Annotated in this window: 16 protein-coding genes; 5 read left to right on the top strand and 11 right to left on the bottom strand. The window is 66.2% G+C overall.

Annotated elements, in window-relative coordinates:
• Positions 1-482 (top strand): hypothetical protein (locus tag XF30_RS38140; RefSeq protein ID WP_158284383.1); only part of this gene is annotated, 482 nt, incomplete at its 5' end.
• Between the two features lie 143 nt (positions 483-625).
• Here the strand turns inward: XF30_RS38140 and XF30_RS14775 are convergent.
• From XF30_RS14775 to XF30_RS14765, 3 genes are read right to left on the bottom strand one after another with little or no spacing between them, the layout of a single operon-like run.
• The gene (locus tag XF30_RS14775; RefSeq protein ID WP_036015558.1) at positions 626-1,492 is read right to left on the bottom strand and encodes an MlaD family protein; all 867 of its coding nucleotides are present in this window, start codon (positions 1,490-1,492) and stop codon (positions 626-628) included.
• 28 nt (positions 1,493-1,520) lie between these two features.
• Entirely contained in the window at positions 1,521-2,291 is a 771-nt protein-coding gene (locus XF30_RS14770) for an ABC transporter ATP-binding protein (protein WP_036044529.1), read from the bottom strand.
• 2 nt (positions 2,292-2,293) lie between these two features.
• A complete protein-coding gene (locus XF30_RS14765; RefSeq protein ID WP_036030239.1) occupies positions 2,294-3,427 on the bottom strand; it encodes an MlaE family ABC transporter permease in 1,134 nt (377 codons plus the stop codon).
• Positions 3,428-3,558: 131 nt separating this feature from the next.
• Between XF30_RS14765 and dgcA the strand changes: the two genes are divergently transcribed.
• The gene (dgcA, locus tag XF30_RS14760) at positions 3,559-4,554 is read left to right on the top strand and encodes an N-acetyl-D-Glu racemase DgcA (RefSeq protein ID WP_109143154.1); all 996 of its coding nucleotides are present in this window, start codon (positions 3,559-3,561) and stop codon (positions 4,552-4,554) included.
• Here the strand turns inward: dgcA and XF30_RS14755 are convergent.
• On the bottom strand, positions 4,524-5,720 hold the full coding sequence (locus tag XF30_RS14755; RefSeq protein ID WP_109143153.1) for an MFS transporter: 1,197 nt from the start codon (positions 5,718-5,720) through the stop codon (positions 4,524-4,526). The genes dgcA and XF30_RS14755 overlap by 31 nt on opposite strands.
• 75 nt (positions 5,721-5,795) lie before the next feature.
• Here XF30_RS14755 and XF30_RS14750 point away from each other — a divergent pair, with 75 nt between their 5' ends.
• Complete coding sequence (locus tag XF30_RS14750) at positions 5,796-7,247, top strand: hypothetical protein (protein WP_192893143.1); 1,452 nt, start codon at positions 5,796-5,798, stop codon at positions 7,245-7,247.
• A gap of 126 nt (positions 7,248-7,373) precedes the next feature.
• Complete coding sequence (locus XF30_RS14745; protein ID WP_109145717.1) at positions 7,374-7,727, top strand: ADP-ribosylation/crystallin J1; 354 nt, start codon at positions 7,374-7,376, stop codon at positions 7,725-7,727.
• Positions 7,728-7,738: 11 nt separating this feature from the next.
• On the opposite strand, the gene XF30_RS14740 is transcribed toward XF30_RS14745, so the two are convergent.
• The 3 genes from XF30_RS14740 to XF30_RS14730 form a co-directional block, all read right to left on the bottom strand.
• The gene (locus tag XF30_RS14740) at positions 7,739-8,098 is read right to left on the bottom strand and encodes a hypothetical protein (protein WP_036015565.1); all 360 of its coding nucleotides are present in this window, start codon (positions 8,096-8,098) and stop codon (positions 7,739-7,741) included.
• An 85-nt stretch (positions 8,099-8,183) separates the two neighbouring features.
• On the bottom strand, positions 8,184-8,615 hold the full coding sequence (locus XF30_RS14735; RefSeq protein WP_244609099.1) for a P-loop nucleotide/nucleoside kinase family protein: 432 nt from the start codon (positions 8,613-8,615) through the stop codon (positions 8,184-8,186).
• Positions 8,616-8,705: 90 nt separating this feature from the next.
• A complete protein-coding gene (locus tag XF30_RS14730) occupies positions 8,706-9,149 on the bottom strand; it encodes an RbsD/FucU family protein (protein WP_036015548.1) in 444 nt (147 codons plus the stop codon).
• A 165-nt stretch (positions 9,150-9,314) separates the two neighbouring features.
• Between XF30_RS14730 and XF30_RS14725 the strand changes: the two genes are divergently transcribed.
• Positions 9,315-11,126 (top strand): caspase family protein, encoded by a 1,812-nt coding sequence (locus tag XF30_RS14725; protein ID WP_192893142.1) that lies wholly within the window; start codon positions 9,315-9,317, stop codon positions 11,124-11,126.
• Between the two features lie 187 nt (positions 11,127-11,313).
• Here the strand turns inward: XF30_RS14725 and XF30_RS14720 are convergent, their stop codons facing one another.
• From XF30_RS14720 to thiD, 4 genes are all read right to left on the bottom strand, one after another.
• Positions 11,314-12,297, bottom strand: coding sequence for a threonine/serine dehydratase family protein (locus tag XF30_RS14720; RefSeq protein WP_109143149.1), 984 nt, complete (start codon positions 12,295-12,297; stop codon positions 11,314-11,316).
• Positions 12,298-12,360: 63 nt separating this feature from the next.
• Entirely contained in the window at positions 12,361-13,404 is a 1,044-nt protein-coding gene (locus tag XF30_RS14715) for a glycosyltransferase family 4 protein (RefSeq protein ID WP_109143148.1), read from the bottom strand.
• 13 nt (positions 13,405-13,417) lie between these two features.
• Complete coding sequence (locus tag XF30_RS14710) at positions 13,418-14,230, bottom strand: UDP-2,3-diacylglucosamine diphosphatase (RefSeq protein ID WP_109143147.1); 813 nt, start codon at positions 14,228-14,230, stop codon at positions 13,418-13,420.
• A 339-nt stretch (positions 14,231-14,569) separates the two neighbouring features.
• Positions 14,570-15,370, bottom strand: a complete 801-nt coding sequence (gene thiD, locus XF30_RS14705; protein ID WP_109143146.1) for a bifunctional hydroxymethylpyrimidine kinase/phosphomethylpyrimidine kinase — start codon at positions 15,368-15,370, stop codon at positions 14,570-14,572.
• Between the last annotated feature and the right edge of the window lie 184 nt (positions 15,371-15,554).

The following is a 15,554-nucleotide window of genomic DNA, read 5'->3' as shown; positions in this document are numbered from 1 at the left end:
CGCCCGGTGGCAACGACCAGGGCCGTGACGGCTGGCTGTCGGACCTGCTCAACCGCACCGACGCCAATCAGGGCGCACCGGCCGGTCAGGCTCCGCGTGGCCGCGCGGCACCCGCGCCGCAGCCGCAGGCGCCGCAGGCAAGCAGCAATCCGCTGGAATCGCTGTCGCTCGACATCGGCCGGCTGATGGACCGCAACCTCGCCGCCGAGATGTGGGACCGCTACCAGCGCGGCGAGAACAAGGCCTTCACCAAGCGCCTGTACACGCCCGCCGGCCAGAAGGCCTTCGACGAGGTCGCCCGCAAGTACCGCGCGGACCGCAACTTCAAGGGCACGGTCGACCGCTACGTCGCCGAGTTCGAGCGCCTGCTCGACGAAGTCGCCCGCGACGGCCGCGGCCCGCAGGAGCTGCGCAGCCACCTGATCTCGGAAACGGGCCTGGTCTACACCCTGCTCGCGCACGCGGCGGGCCGGCTGGGGTGAGCGGAAGCTCGCCAATGGCGAATTGCGAATAGCGAATGAAAACGGAGCCCTCGCGGGCTCCGTTTTTGTTTGGGATCGATCCGTGAGGAAGGCTGTATACGCTACTCGCTATTCGCCACTCCCCATTCGCGCTTTCCTACCGCCTACCGCCTCGGCGCTGCCGCAGGCTTCGGCGGCTCGGGCGGCGGGGCGGGCTGCGACGAGTTGCTGGCGCCGAACAGGACGCGGGTCGGGTTGCGGTCGAAATTGTTCACGGCGCGGCTAATATCGCCGAGGGTGCGGCGGCCGTCGGCCATCAGAGCGCCCGAGCGCTTGTCGAAATCTTCGGCTAGCTCGCGGATCGACTTCACCGCCTGGAACAGCTCGCCGCCATCCTTGCCGCCGGCCAGCGTGTTGAGGCCGAGCATGAGATTGTCGGCCTTGAGCATGACGCCGTCGACCTTGGCCATCACGGCGTCGATCTTTTCGGAATTGCGCGCCAGCGAGTTGGTAAAGGTCTCGAGGTTCTTCAGCGAGTTCTTCACCGATTCCTGATTGTCGGCGACGATCTTGTTGACGTTCTGCAGCGTGGCGCGGATCGCCTCGGTGACATCCTGGAGCTTGTTGGGGTCGGCCGTGAGCGTCGGGATGCCGTCCTGGTCGAGCGGCGGAGCCGGCGCGGCCTCCTCGCCGCCCTTCAGCGAGATCGCCGCAACGCCGGTGAGACCCTGGAATTCGAGGCCGACCAGGGTATCCTTGCGGATCGGGGCGTTATTCTCGATCATGGCGAGTGCGACAACCCGCCGCGGGTTGTCCAGCTTCACCGAGACCACCTCGCCCACCCTGATACCGTTGAAATTGACGCTGCCGCCGTTGCGCAGGCCCGCCGCCGGGCCCTCGAACACGACGCGCAAGGGGCTGCGCTGCTTGGTCGTGTGCAGCGACTGAAACCACAGCACGAAGCCGATCGCGGCGGCGATCACCGCCAGCGTGAACGAGCCGATCAAAATGTAGTTCGCCCGCGTTTCCATCAGGTGCTCCGGCTACTCAACCCAGCTCTCAACCCATGACCGCGCGGGCGCGCTTGCCATGAAAATACTGCCTCAGCCAGGGATGCTGCGAGGCCTGCATGTCGGCGATCGACCCTGCCGCAATGATCTTACCGTTCCCTAAAACGGCGATGCGGTCACATGCTGTGTATAGGCTATCGAGGTCGTGGGTTACCATGAAAACCGTCAGCCCCAAAGTGCGCTGCAGGGTCCGAACCAGCTCGTCGAAGTCGCCCGCGCCGATCGGATCGAGGCCGGAGGTCGGCTCGTCCAGAAAGACGAGGTCGGGATCGAGCGACAACGCACGCGCCAGCGCCACGCGCTTGATCATGCCGCCGGAGAGTTCGGACGGGAAACGCTCGGCGACCTCGGGCTTGAGGCCGACCATAGTGAGCTTGGCCATGGTGATCTCGTCCATCAGCCGCTGCGAGACGCGCAGATATTCGCGCATCGGAAACTGGATGTTCTGCCGCACGGTCAGCGAGGAGAACAGCGCACCCTGCTGGAACAGGACGCCCCAGCGCCGCTCGACATTGCGCCGCTGCGACGCGCTCGATGAATCGAGGTCAACGCCGAACACTTCGATGGAGCCCGCGACCTTCGGCACGAGGCCGATGATGGTGCGCGTCAGCACCGACTTGCCCGCGCCCGAGGGGCCGACAAATCCCAAAATCTCGCCGCGCTTGACGTCGAGGTTGAGCCCGTCCAGCACGCGCGTGGCGCCGAACTGCACGGTGATGTCGCGGACGCGGATGATCGGATCCTGAATCTCGCCTGCCATCGTCACATCCCGATCGAGGCGAAGAAGATGGCGAAGATGCCGTCCATGACGATGACGAAGAAGATGCCCTTCACCACCGACGCGGTGGTGTGCTGACCCAGCGATTCCGCGCTGCCCTGCACGGCGAGCCCTTCGACGCAGGCGACGATGCCGATCACGGCGGCCATCACCGGCGCCTTGACGATGCCGACGATGAAATGGTCGATCGAGATGGCGTCGCGCAGGCGCAGCAGGAAGGCCTCGGGCTGGACGCCGCCATAGAGCCAGGCCACCAGACCGCCGCCATAGAGCGCGGCCATGGCGCCGAGGAATGCGAGGATCGGCAGCGCCAGCACCAGCGCCATCATGCGCGGCAGCACCAGGACCTCGATCGGATCGAACCCCATGGTGCGCAGCGCGTCGATCTCCTCGCGCATCTTCATCGAGCCGAGCTCGGCGGTGTAGGCGCTGCCCGAACGGCCCGCGACCATGATCGCGACCAGGAGCACGCCGATCTCGCGCAGCACCAGCACGCCGAGCATGTCGACGACGAAGATGTCGGCGCCGAAGCGGCGGAAATGGAAGATGCCCTGCTGCGCGATGATGCAGCCGATCAGGAAGGTGATCAGCACGATGATCGGCACCGCGCGCCAGCAGACCTGCTCCATGTGATGCACGGTCGAGGTCAGGCGGAACGAGCGCGGATGAATCAGGACGCGAAACCACGCCGCGAGCACGGCCCCCAGCATGTCGACGAGGCCTGCCACCGTGCCGGCGACGCCGGCCACGGTCCGGCCGATCTGCTCCAGCATCCCGGAGATGGTGATCGGGTCGCTGTCGACCACGGCCGCCCCCCTGACCCGCCGCACCTCGTCCACGAGGCTAGAATAATTGGCGGAGAGCCCCGCGATCTGCGCCTCGACGGCCCCCTGGGTCAGGCTGCGGCGCAGCCGCTCGATCAGCCAGGCACCGAACGTGTCGAGCTTGGCGACCTCGGAGACGTCGATGAAGATGCTTTGCGGGGTGCCTGCGAGCTTCTCGGCGTCCGCCACCATGCGCTCCAGGACCGGCGCAAAGCTCGCGGTCCAGGTGCCGGTGGCGCACAGTGCCAGCGCGTTGCCCTTGGCAATCCGTTCCAGCTTCGGATCGCCACTCATGTCCGCTCCCGCGCCGGGGCGGAGAAAATCAGATGGTTGCGCACGCGCCCTTACCCAGAGAAGGTATCCCCAAGGGGTTAATGTTAGTTGCTAGAGGTAACTAGCAGGTTCAGATTTCGCCAGAGTTCAAAATGACTTCCATGAAATTTGCAGCTTTGGCGGCGCGAATCGAGCGCTTCCCGATCGCCGGCAGTTTTACCATCAGTCGGGGCGCCAAAACCGAGGCCGTCACGGTCGTGGCGGAGGTCAGCCGGGGCGGCCTGACCGGCCGCGGCGAATGCGTGCCCTATCCCCGCTACGGCGAGACGCCGGAGGCGACGCTGGCCGCGATCCAGGCCATGCAGGAGGCCGTCGCGGGCGGGCTGACGCGAGAGACCCTCCAGGCCGCAATGCCATCAGGTGCGGCCCGCAACGCCCTGGATTGCGCCCTGATCGACCTCGAGGCCAAGGCGGCCGGCTTGCGCGCCTGGAACCTGCTGGGCCGCACGGCCCCGGAAGAGCGCACCACGGCTTACACGATCTCGTTAGCGACCCCAGAGGCCATGGCAGCCGCGACCGCCAAAGCGGCGCACCGTCCGCTGCTCAAGATCAAGCTCGGCGGCGACGGCGATCCGGAGCGCATCGCGGCCGTGCGCAAGGCCGCCCCTGAGGCCGAGCTGATCGTCGATGCCAATGAGGCATGGACCGAGGCCGATCTGGAAGCCAATCTCGCCGCCTGCGCCGCCGCCGGCGTGACCCTGGTGGAGCAGCCGCTGCGGGCAGGCCGCGACGAAGCCTTGGCGCGGATCAGGCGCCCCCTCGCCGTCTGCGCCGACGAGAGCGTGCATGACCGCAAGTCGCTTGCGCCCTTGCGCGAACGCTACGACGCGGTGAACATCAAGCTCGACAAGACCGGCGGCCTCACCGAGGCGCTGGCCATGGCCGATGCTGCCCGGGCGCTCGGCTTCGAAATCATGATCGGCTGCATGGTCGCGAGCTCGCTGTCGATGGCGCCGGCGATGCTGGTGACGCCCCAAGCGCGCTTCGTCGATCTCGACGGCCCCTTGCTGCTGGCGCGCGACCGCGACCACGGCCTGCGTTATGACGGCAGCCTGGTCTACCCGCCGGATGTTTCGCTCTGGGGCTGAGCCGTGAGGCGATGCCGCGCCGACCAGATCAGAATGGCACCGGCAGCGGCCATCGCCGCCATGACGTAATAGACATTGTCGCCGATGCGGGCGTAGATCGCGCCTGATGCGATCGACGTCGCCGCCCCCAGGAGCCCGTTGCAGGCGGCGTAATAGCCCTGCCCGCGCGCGATCTGATGCGAAGACACGCGCTGCGCCAAAAGGTTCATGGTGCCGACGATGGTCAGGCCGAAGCTGAAGCCGTGGCCGAGCTGGGCGATCGCGAGCAGCACGAGCGGCGGCTCGCTCGCGGTGACGATCCAGCGCAGCACGGCGACCACGCCGCCGATCGCCATCAGCGTGGACGGCTGCAGCGAGAAGCGCGGCGACAGCGCGAACACGACGATCTCTGCCATGATGCCGAGCGTCCACAGCACCGCGATGGTCAGCCCGCTGATGCCTTGGAGCTGCCAGTTGATGGCCGAGAAGGTGTAGAAGGCGATGTGACTGCTCTGGATCAGCGCCGCCGACGCGATCACGGCCCAGAAGGTTGCATCGCGCAGCAGCGGCTTGCCGGCATGCCGCTCCGGCGTCCTCCGCCTGAGATCGTCGAGCGGCTGCAGCAGCAGGCTGGCGAGAACCGCGACGACGGCCCAGGCGACGATGACCCAGATCAGGTCGCGCGGAGCGACGACGTCGACGAGATAGCCGCAGGCGAGCGAGCCGGCGGCAAACGCCGCCGACCCCCACAGCCGCAGGGGTCCGTAATCGAGCCCGTAGCGGGCGACACCGCGCAACGCATAGGCATCGGTCAGCGGCATCGTCGGCGTCCACACCATGCAGGTCAGCGCGTAGACCAGGAACAGCGCCAGCGGCTGCTGCTGCAGGCCGACCATCGTAAATCCGATCGCGGTGGCCAGCGCCGACACCATGATGGCGGCGCGAATGGCCTGCCGCTTTTCGGCAAAAGCGGTCACTTGCGGCAGCGTGGTGAAGCGCGTGATCGCCGGCAGCGCGGCGATGATGCCGATCCAGACAGCGTCAATGCCGATTGCCTTCAGCCAGATCGGGAAGAACGGCACATGCGTGCCCAGGACCGCAAAGAAGGCCGAATAGAACACGGCGAGGCTCACGGCGAATCGCCGCTTCGTCGCTGCCGCGATGGGGATTTGTGATTCGGACTGCATCAAACCAATTGCGATTCGGTCGATATCGTGGTGATCGTTACAGTAACGCGCACTGATTTGCGCGACGAGATTGTCATGGCCAACGAAGCATTCGCCCTCTCGCCCATGTCTGCCCGCGCGGCCGCGCCGAACGAGCAGGATTACGACGCGATCCGCGAAGCCTTCATGGAGACCGCGCGTGGCCGCTGGTTCCTTGGCGAATATGCCAAGCGCAACCGCAATGCCGACACGCGCATGGTGCTGGATGCGGTCGCCAAAATCGAGGAAACCCTTGCGGCACAGCGGCAACCGATGGTCGAGGACCGCCTGCCCGAGGCGCTGGTCGAGATCCGCCGCGCCATCTGCGAGGCCGAGACGATCGCGCTCGCCGCGATCGATCCCGGCGCGATCGAGGCGAGTCTCGCGCCGATCCCGCGCGGGGTGCGCATCATCAAGGAGATCTCCTGGCGCTGGCGCGAGATCGGCGCCGACGGGCGAATCTGCGACCTCATTGATTCGCAGCTGGCCTCGATCGAGGCCGCCTGCGGGCAGATCTCGACCCTCGATCCCCGGATCGAGCTCAAGGCTGCGTTCGATCTGCTGAAGGACCGCGTCGAGCAGCTCGACGGCGACGCAACGCCACAGGCCGCTCCGGCTCCGACGCAGGAGGCGCCGTCATCAGTCGCAGCAGCCTCGCCCGTCGAGACGGCGGCGATGGCGGGCGATGCACCCGTGGCTTTTACGGAGACGCGCGAAGAGATCGCAGCAGCTCCGGAACTCGATGCGGCCGTCGAAGCAGCGGCCGTCGCTGAAACCGCCGCCATCGCGGGGCAGGCGATGGACGCGGCTGCCGCACAGGAGATCGCGGCCGAAAGCCAGATCCCTGCCGAAAGCGCGGCGCTCGAAAACGGCGCGCCTGATGATGCCGAGCTCGAAGCCGTCGCGTTTGAAGAGCCGGCCGCTCAGCCGGAGGTCTTGACGGAAGCAAGCGAGGAGTTCGCACGCGAGGAGTTCGCACTCGACGCCGCAGCCGAGGCCGAGGACGAAGCCATCCTCGAGGCCATCGCGATGGAGATGGCCGCGCCCTATCCCGAGTTTGACGAGATCATCGAGCCGGTGGAGATGGCAGCCGCGACGCCGGAGCCGGCGCTCTCGGATGTCGTGGCGCCTATTGCCACCGAACAGCCGGAGCCGGTCGCAGCCGAGCCTGTCCTCGCAGCCATCGCCGAAGAGCCCGCCGCGGACGCGCCGATCGCGCTGGACTCGCTCGCGCGCCTCACCGACGCCATCGCGGAAGCCGCCGCCGAAGTGATGGAGCAGCAGGCCCCGGCCATGGCGGCCGCAGCATCAATGGCGGCAGCCCCGACCGCGACGCTGCCGATGCCCTCGCCCCTGCCCGCGTCCATGTCCGCGTCCATGTCCGACGCCTCGCTCGGCGCCACCATCCTCGCCAGCGGCATCTTGCAAAAACCCCGCGCACCGGCCAACGACCCGCTCGCCCCGATCCGCCGCATGACCCAGGCCGAGAAGATCGCGTTCTTTTCGTAAGGGGCGCGCACTCCCCCCACACCGTCATTGCGAGCGCAGCGAAGCGATCCAGGCTGTCTCCGCGGAGGATTCTGGATTGCTTCGCTGCGCTCGCAACGACGACGGTCGATCTTGGACCTCACGCCCATGTCCCCCACCGAAGATACCCTCACTCTCTGGCGGCCCGTCGGTCCAAAAGAGCTGGAGTTGATCCAGCAATCCGGCATGGGCGCGTTTCCGCCGCGCCTGCCCGACCAGCCGATCTTCTATCCGGTGCTGACCGAAGACTACGCCATCAAGATCGCGCGGGACTGGAATGTCCCGGCGAGCGGATCGGGCTTCGTGACCCGTTTTGCAGTCAAGCGCAGCTTCATCGAAAAATACGATGCGCAGGAAGCGGGCGGACGCTCACATCTGGAGTATTGGATTCCGGCCGAGGACCTCGATGCGTTCAATGCCGCAATCGTCGGCTTGATCGAGGTCGTCCGCAGCTTTCCCTGACTGTCAGCGCCTCACCCGCAATTCCAGATCGGACCGATCGGCGTGCGCGTCCAGCACGGGCCATAGCTGCCGCCGTTGTAGCGGCCGCCGTTGAATCCGGGGCGACCGAAATAGTGCCACTCGCCGTCCCAGCGATAATATTGTGGAACCGGGTCGATGTACCAATGGCGCCGGTCGGCGCGCGACAGGCGGCGCATGGCGTCTTTCTGCTTGTAGAGCGGGATGCTGTTGCTGAGCGGCTGCCGATAGCCCGGCAGGAAGCCGTAGCCCTTCCAGACCGGCTTGGGGCGCTTTTGCACGGGCTCGGCCGGTGCCACAGCGGGCAGCAGCGACAGGACGACAGCAACGAAGAGACACAGAAGGCGAGACATGAATCGACGATAGACAGGCGGATGCGAGAAGGCCACTCAAATTCGAGTGCGAGGCGTTTCGTCCCAGCAAACGCCAGTAAGACGACTAGCCGATCTTCTCGCGCACATGCGCTTCAACGCGGTCCAGGACCTGATCGAGCGAACTCTCGGCCGTATCGAGCACCAAGTGCTCCCGATCCCACGGCTCGTAAGTCAGGCTCACGACGTCATCCCAGGTTGGGACCCTGTGACCGTCAATGTCAGGCAGCCGGTTTTCCACGCGCTGCCGGTGTAACGCCGGTTCGCTGCAAATCACTTCAATCTCGACGATGCCTGCGCCGGTTCGCAAGGCAGTCTGCCGCCATCCGGCGCGGCTTGCCAGCACGGGATTGACGCAGTCCGCGATGACGATGCGCCCGAGCTTGAGGTTTTCGGCGGCGAGCGTGTTGGCAACGGCATAGCCGGCTGCGCCGACGATGAAACCTGCGTCCCGCAATGGCTGCTCGATCGCATCGATACGAAGATAGGTTGCCGCCAGCCTGGCGGTGAGTTCGCGAGCGATCGTCGTCTTACCGGTACCTGAGGGCCGCCGAACACGATCAGTGAGGATGGATGCTTCATGATATTCCTAACCGATCACGCCCTTCCTGATCAGGAAGCAGCCATAGCCCCTGCTGTCACCGACCTGCACGACGCCAAAGCCTGCCGCTGCCGCGCGATAAAAATCGGGACGCGCGAGCTTGCCGGGCGTGACCGGCCGGCCAGCCGCACGTGCGATCTCCGCGAGCACGGCGCGCTGCACCTCGGGCACGCGGTCGGGATCGTCGACCGGCATCATCACACGCACCGGATCGGGATCGAAATCGTCGAGCGGATAGACCGACATGATGGCCCGGATGGCAGTTTCCATCGTCATGCCCGGCAATTGGATCAGGCGCTGCGACGAGGTGCTCTGCGCGATCCGGGTGGCGGGGTGATTGGCGTCGACGAACACGAGGTCGTCGCCATGGCCCATCGCGGCGAGCAGCCAGAGCAAATCGGGGGTGAGGATCGGATCGATCGATTTCAGCATGTGGCGGACGTCCTCCCAATCGATCACTAACCATAACAGGTTCCGAGCGTGATTCAGATCACGGAGGCCAGCATGGTGACAGGGATCACGGACCGCAAGGGTCGAACGCGGCCAAGCTTGCGCGCAACCAATCTCGCATCGAGATGAGTGCCAAAGGAGCACGCCATGTTCCGCCTAAAGCCCTTTTTCATGACGGCGAGCCTGCTGGGAAGCCTGTTCGGCTTCGCCTGCGGGCCCGTTTCCGCGCAAGTCGCCCCCGTGCAGCCTGCCCCCACCGCGCTGCAAGGCCCGGAGCAGCGGGTGGCGCTGGTGATCGGCAATGCCAACTACCAGAACGCGCCGCAGCTTGCGAATCCCGACGATGACGCCCAGTCGATGGCGCAGTTCCTGAACTCCGCCGGGTTCGAAGTGGTCGCCGCGACCGACTTGACCCAGAACGACATGCTCCGCGTCGTCCAGGACTTCTCCGCCAAGGTCGCCTCGCGCGGTCCGAACACGGTGGCGATGGTCTATTACGCCGGTCACGGCGTGCAGCTCGCCGGCGAGAACTATCTCGTTCCGGTCGACGCCAAGGTTTCCAGCCCGACCGAGCTGGTCAACAATTCGCTGCGCCTCGTCGACGTGATGTCGACGCTGGAGACGATCCCGAGCCGCATGCGCATCGTCATCCTCGATGCCTGCCGCAACAACCCTTTCCCTGAAATCAACGACGCCGGCCGTGGCCTTGCCATCGTCGATGCTCCGAACGGCTCGATCGTCGGCTACTCGACCGCGCCAGGTGCCGAGGCGCTCGACGGCACCAATGGCCACAGCCCGTACACACAGGCGTTCCTGAACGTCGCGCGCGAGCCCAACGTGCCGATCGAGCAGCTGTTCAAGCGCGTGCGCCTGCAGGTCAACCAGACCACCAGCGGCGCGCAGATTCCGTGGGAGAGCTCGTCATTGACGAGCGACTTCACCTTCTTCGGTGACACCGCCGTTGCCGCCAACCGCGCGCCGGTGAAAGCGCCGGTCGTGCAGATGGCCTCCAACCTGCCGAGCCGCTCCACCCGCCAGGCCTATGACTACGTCGTGTCCGAGGGCCGGCCGGAGTACTATCAGGAGTTCATCCGGATGTACCCGCACGACCCGCTGTGCGACCACATCCGCTGGCTGCTCAACAACATCCTGATCTCGCAGGCCTGGCACAAGGCGGTGCTCGCCAACTCGCCGCTCGCCTACAAGAGCTTCTATGACAGCTACGGCAACAGCCCCTATGCGCAGGTCGCGCTGAAGCTGCAGACGCAGCCGAAGCAGATCCCCCTGATGCAGGCGACCAAGTTCCTGGCGCCGCAGACCATTGCTCCGACGATCAAGATCGGCAATCTCGGCCAGCCCAAATACATGCCGCTGATGCAGCAGGGCAATGGCGCGCAGGTGAACGGCAATCTGCCGGTCGTGCAGAAGCCGCTCGACGGCAATGTCGTCGGCAAGCTCGGCAATGGCGGACAGATCGTCACCCTGCCTGCCGGCAACAACCAGCCGAACCCGCAGAACGGCACGCCGCCGCAGACCCCGAGCAAGATCGTCACGCTGCCTGCGCCGACCAGCACGGTCAACGGCAAGGTCGGCATCGGCAAGATCGTGACCCTGCCTGCGACCAGCACCATGCCGAATGGCGGCACCATCAAGCCGGGCAAGATCGTGACCATGCCGGTGAATGTCGGCAAGGGTGGCCCGAACATCGAGTCGAAGCCGGCCAACGTGCAGACTCCGAACCGCCCGATCCGGCTCAACAACGGCAACACCGGCATCGTCAAGCTCAACAATAACCCGGTGAATAAGGTGCAGGTGCAGACCAGCGTGCAGAGCACCCGCCCGCAGATCAACACGATGCCGAGCCGCATGGTCAGCAGCAACAACAACTTCCGGCAGTCGATGAACCAAGCGCCGAGCATGAACAATGGCGGCAACCGTCGCGGCGGCTTCACGCGCTGATTGCGGCGAGCGAGACGACAGAGGGGCAGAGCGGAAACGCTCTGCCCCTTCTTCATGTCTGTTCTTGGTCATTCCGGGATGCGCCGTAAGGCGCAGGCCCGGAATCCATACTCCCGATCGTGGTTATGGATTCTCAGATGCGCAATTGCGCATCATAGCTCTCGCTGCGCGAGCCCCGGAATGACGATCAGGCCACCAGCTCCGCGAACAGATCCGCATCGACATTGCCGCCTGACAGCACGATGACGACGTTCTTGCCGGCGACATCGAGGCGGCCCGCGAGTAGCGCAGCAAGCCCCACCGCGCCGCCGGGCTCCACCACCAGCTTCAGCTCGCGATAGGCAAAGGCGACCGCCGCGCCGACTTCCTTGTCCGACGCCGTGACGCCGCGCGCCAAGAGCTTGCTGTTGATCGCAAACGTCATCTCGCCCGGCATCAGGGCCATCAGCGCATCGCAGATGGTGCGGCCGGCCGGCGGATGCGGCTCGCGATGGCCTGCGCTGAGTGAAATGCCGTGATCGTCGAAGGCCTCGGGCTCGGCGACCACGATCTCGGCTTGCGGATAGCGCGCCTTCACGGCGGTCGCGACACCCGCGATCAAGCCGCCGCCGGAGGCCGGCGCCACCACGATGTCGGGGCCGAGGCCGAGCGTTGCCATGTCCTCGGCGATCTCGCGGCCGGCGGTGCCCTGCCCTGCGATCACGAACGGATCGTCGTAGGGTTTGACAAGCGTCGCGCCGCGCTTCTCGGCGATGCCGCGCGAGATCGCCTCGCGGTCGTCCTTGTCGCGGTCGTACAGCACGACCTCGGCGCCGTAGGATTTGGTGCGCTCGCGCTTCGACAGCGGGGCGTCCGCTGGCATCACGATGGTGGCCTGCATGTCGAGGATCTTTGCCGCCGCCGCCACGCCTTGGGCGTGGTTGCCGGAGGAGAACGCGACGACGCCGCCGGCGCGCTTGTCCTGTGGGATCGAGAACACCTTGTTGAACGCACCGCGGAACTTGAACGAGCCGGTGCGCTGAAGCATCTCCGGCTTCAGGAACACTTTCGCACCGACGCGCTCGTTGAGCACGGGGAAGGACAACAGCGGGGTGCGGATGGCGTAAGGCGCGATCACGCGCGCTGCGGCATCGATGTCGGCAGGGCCGACCGGAAGGGCCTGTTCGGTCATGGCGGAATGCTATCGCGGCCAATCAGGCCCGGGCAAGACACCTCCGCGAGAGGATTTCTTGCCTCAAGCCACGAAACGCGGCTGTTCCGCGCCGGTCCGGCCGGGCAGCACCGCCCCGACCGCCAAAATGCTGTCGATAAAGACCGTTGCAGAGGCCTCCCAGGTGTAATTGGCGGCGAACGCGACGCAGTCCTGCCGGGAGATATCGAGCGCGGCGGAGCAGGCATTGCGCAGATCGTGATCGAGCGCGCCGACCGGCGCATCGCCAATCACGTCGCGGGGACCCTTCACGGGGAAGGCCGCGACCGGCAGGCCGCTCGCGAGCGCCTCCAGCAGGACCAGGCCGAAAGTGTCGGTCTTGCTCGGGAACACGAACACGTCGGCGGCCGCGTAAATATCCGCCAGTTCCTCGCCGTGCTTCTCGCCGAGGAAGATCGCATCGGGGTAGACCTCTTCCAACGAGGCGCGCGCCGGGCCGTCGCCGACGACCACCTTGGTGCCGGGTAGGTCGAGGTCGAGGAACGCCTCGAGATTCTTCTCGACTGCGACGCGGCCGACCGACAGGAACACGGGTGCCGGCAGGCAGAGATCGATGACGCGCGGGTGGAACAACGTGGTGTCCACGCCGCGCGGCCACAGCACGACATTGTCGAAGCCGCGCTCGGTCAGTTCGCGCGCGAGCGCCGGCGTCGCCGCCATCACGGCGCGGCTGGCGCTGTGGAAGCGCCGCAGCGCCCGCCAGATCAGCGAGCCCGGCACTGGCACGCGGGCGCGGACATATTCGGGAAAGCGGGTATGGAAGCTGGTCGTGAACGGCAGCTTGCGCTGGCGGCAATAGCGGCGGACCATCAGGCCGATCGGCCCTTCGGTCGCGATGTGGATGCTGTCGGGACGCGCCTCCTCGATCAGCCTTGCGATCCGGGCCGGGCGCGGCATGGCGAGGCGCACGTCGCGATAGCTCGGCATCGCGAAGGTGCGGAACGATTGCGGCGTCAGGAACGTGAACTCGACCCCGAGCGCTTTTGCAGCGTCAGAGAGCTTGGTCAGCGTCCGAACCACACCGTTGACTTGCGGGTGCCAGGCGTCGGTCGCGACCAGGATGCGCATCAAGAGGTCCTTGTTATGCAGCTCTGGCTGCGACCTGTGGCACCTGCTCCGGCTTCCGCAACTGATCCGCCCAGGTGATGATCTCGAAATGGCCGTCGTCATGCTCGACCAGGGCGGTGCAGCTCTCCACCCAGTCGCCGCAATTCATGTAGCGGATGCCGGCCTCGTCGCGGATCACGGCGTAGTGGATGTGGCCGCAGATCACGCCGTCGGCCTGGTGACGCCGCGCCTCGGCGGCGAGCGCCTGCTCGAAGGCGCCGATATAGTTGACGGCGTTCTTGACCTTCTGCTTGGCCCATTGCGACAGCGACCAATAGGGCACGCCGAACAGGCGGCGGAAGAAGTTCACCAGGCGGTTCATCTGGATCGCGAAGTCGTAGGCCTTGTCGCCGAGATGGGCGAGCCAGCGCGCGTTCTGCACCACGAGATCGAAGATGTCGCCGTGAATGACGAGATAGCGCTTGCCGTCGGCGCCGGTGTGAACCGTGTTCTCGACCACGTCGATGCCGCCGAAATGCGTACCGTAATAGTTGCGCAGGAACTCGTCGTGATTGCCGGGAATGTAGATGACCTTGGCGCCCTTGCGCGCCTTGCGCAAAAGCTTCTGGACGAGGTCGTTATGCGATTGCGGCCAGTGCCAGCTCGATTTCAGCGCCCAGCCGTCGACGATGTCGCCGACGAGATAGATCGTATCGGCATCGTGGTAGCGCAGGAAGTCGAGCAGAAGATCGGCTTGTGAACCGCGGGCCCCGAGATGGACGTCGGAGATGAACAACGTGCGAAAGCGCCGCTCCGGGCTCTCGTCACTCACATCGTAACTTCCCATGCGCCAGCCTGTAACAATGTCCCGTGACAGGGGGATGACCGATTGAACCCTTGAGGCACCTTCAAATACGAATCACGCCTTGCCTCGCCCTCCCCGCGAATATCAGTCGCATGCGACAATCAGGCGACATGGCGCCGCAGGGGCGCAAGCCCCCGCTCTTCTCTGAGGCAAACCTCCCCGCGGCACATCCTTCGAGACGCCCGCCCTTGGCGGGCCCTCAGGATGAGGACCGAGTGTGCGGCCCTAGCTTCAACGGGCACAGTGCTGCTTAGCCTCATCCTGAGGAGACCGCTGGAAGCGGTCGTCTCGAAGGATGGGGCGCGCGTTCAGGTGCCCGCCTCAGTAGAACTTGTGGAAATGATGGATCGGCCCGTGGCCGTGGCCGACGCTGAAGCGGTCGGCGGCGGCGATCGCGGCGCTGATCCAGGCCTTGGCGTTGCGCACGGCGGCCTCGAGGTCCTCGCCCCTGGCCAGCCCGGCCGCGATGGCGGAGGACAGCGAGCAGCCGGTGCCATGGGTGTTGCGGGTGGCCACACGCGGCGCGGCGAGCGCGATCGCGGTCTCGGCAGTGACGAGATAGTCGGTGCTCTCGGCGCCCTCGCCGTGCCCGCCCTTGATCAGGACGGCGCGGCAGCCCAGCGCCAGCAGGCGGCGTCCTTGGCTTTCGATCTCGGCCTCGCTCGCCGCCACCGGCGCATCGAGCAGGGCCGCAGCCTCCGGCAGGTTCGGCGTGATCACGGCAGCCAGCGGCATCAGCCTGGCGCGCAGGGCGTCGACGGCTTCAGCGGCGAGCAGGCGGTCGCCGGAGGTCGCCACCATGACGGGATCGAGCACGACATGCCGCGGCGCCCAGCGCGACAGCGCGGCCGCGATGGCATCGATGCTGGCGGCCTGGGCCACCATGCCGATCTTCACCGCACCGATGTCGAGGTCGGAGAACACCGCGTCGATCTGCTCGGTGACGAACCCGGCCGGCACCGCGTGAATGCCGGTCACGCCGCGCGTGTTCTGCGCCGTCAGCGCCGTGATCACGGAGGCGCCATAGACGCCGAGCGCGGCAAAGGTTTTCAGGTCCGCCTGGATGCCGGCGCCGCCGCTCGAATCGGAACCGGCGATGGTGAGTGCGACCGGGGTCGTCATCGCGGGAGACATGTGCTTGAGGAGGCCGCCATGGCCTCTCGTAGCGCGACCGTGGAACGTCAGCAAGCGCGCCGGGCCGCCGCCAGGCGTGATTCGCGAACCGATTGCGCACCTTGCGAATCAGTCGGACACCGCGCGGACCAAGACCCGCAATGGTGCGGACTTGAAAATGCAACCGCGCCGG

Source organism: Bradyrhizobium sp. SUTN9-2 (genome assembly GCF_003122645.1).
Lineage (GTDB): Bacteria > Pseudomonadota > Alphaproteobacteria > Rhizobiales > Xanthobacteraceae > Bradyrhizobium > Bradyrhizobium yuanmingense.
Note: the sequence above shows the minus strand (reverse complement) of the source record. Positions and strands in the feature narration are given on the sequence as shown.

Bases quoted from the DNA above. Each gene is read 5' to 3' on its own strand.
- XF30_RS14775 (WP_036015558.1), bottom strand. From the start codon at position 1,492: ATGGAAACGCGGGCGAACTACATTTTGATCGGCTCGTTCACGCTGGCG.
- XF30_RS14770 (WP_036044529.1), bottom strand. From the start codon at position 2,291: ATGGCAGGCGAGATTCAGGATCCGATCATCCGCGTCCGCGACATCACC.
- XF30_RS14765 (WP_036030239.1), bottom strand. From the start codon at position 3,427: ATGAGTGGCGATCCGAAGCTGGAACGGATTGCCAAGGGCAACGCGCTG.
- dgcA (WP_109143154.1), top strand. From the start codon at position 3,559: ATGACTTCCATGAAATTTGCAGCTTTGGCGGCGCGAATCGAGCGCTTC.
- XF30_RS14755 (WP_109143153.1), bottom strand. From the start codon at position 5,720: ATGCAGTCCGAATCACAAATCCCCATCGCGGCAGCGACGAAGCGGCGA.
- XF30_RS14750 (WP_192893143.1), top strand. From the start codon at position 5,796: ATGGCCAACGAAGCATTCGCCCTCTCGCCCATGTCTGCCCGCGCGGCC.
- XF30_RS14745 (WP_109145717.1), top strand. From the start codon at position 7,374: ATGTCCCCCACCGAAGATACCCTCACTCTCTGGCGGCCCGTCGGTCCA.
- XF30_RS14740 (WP_036015565.1), bottom strand. From the start codon at position 8,098: ATGTCTCGCCTTCTGTGTCTCTTCGTTGCTGTCGTCCTGTCGCTGCTG.
- XF30_RS14730 (WP_036015548.1), bottom strand. From the start codon at position 9,149: ATGCTGAAATCGATCGATCCGATCCTCACCCCCGATTTGCTCTGGCTG.
- XF30_RS14725 (WP_192893142.1), top strand. From the start codon at position 9,315: ATGTTCCGCCTAAAGCCCTTTTTCATGACGGCGAGCCTGCTGGGAAGC.
- XF30_RS14720 (WP_109143149.1), bottom strand. From the start codon at position 12,297: ATGACCGAACAGGCCCTTCCGGTCGGCCCTGCCGACATCGATGCCGCA.
- XF30_RS14715 (WP_109143148.1), bottom strand. From the start codon at position 13,404: ATGCGCATCCTGGTCGCGACCGACGCCTGGCACCCGCAAGTCAACGGT.
- XF30_RS14710 (WP_109143147.1), bottom strand. From the start codon at position 14,230: ATGGGAAGTTACGATGTGAGTGACGAGAGCCCGGAGCGGCGCTTTCGC.
- thiD (WP_109143146.1), bottom strand. From the start codon at position 15,370: ATGACGACCCCGGTCGCACTCACCATCGCCGGTTCCGATTCGAGCGGC.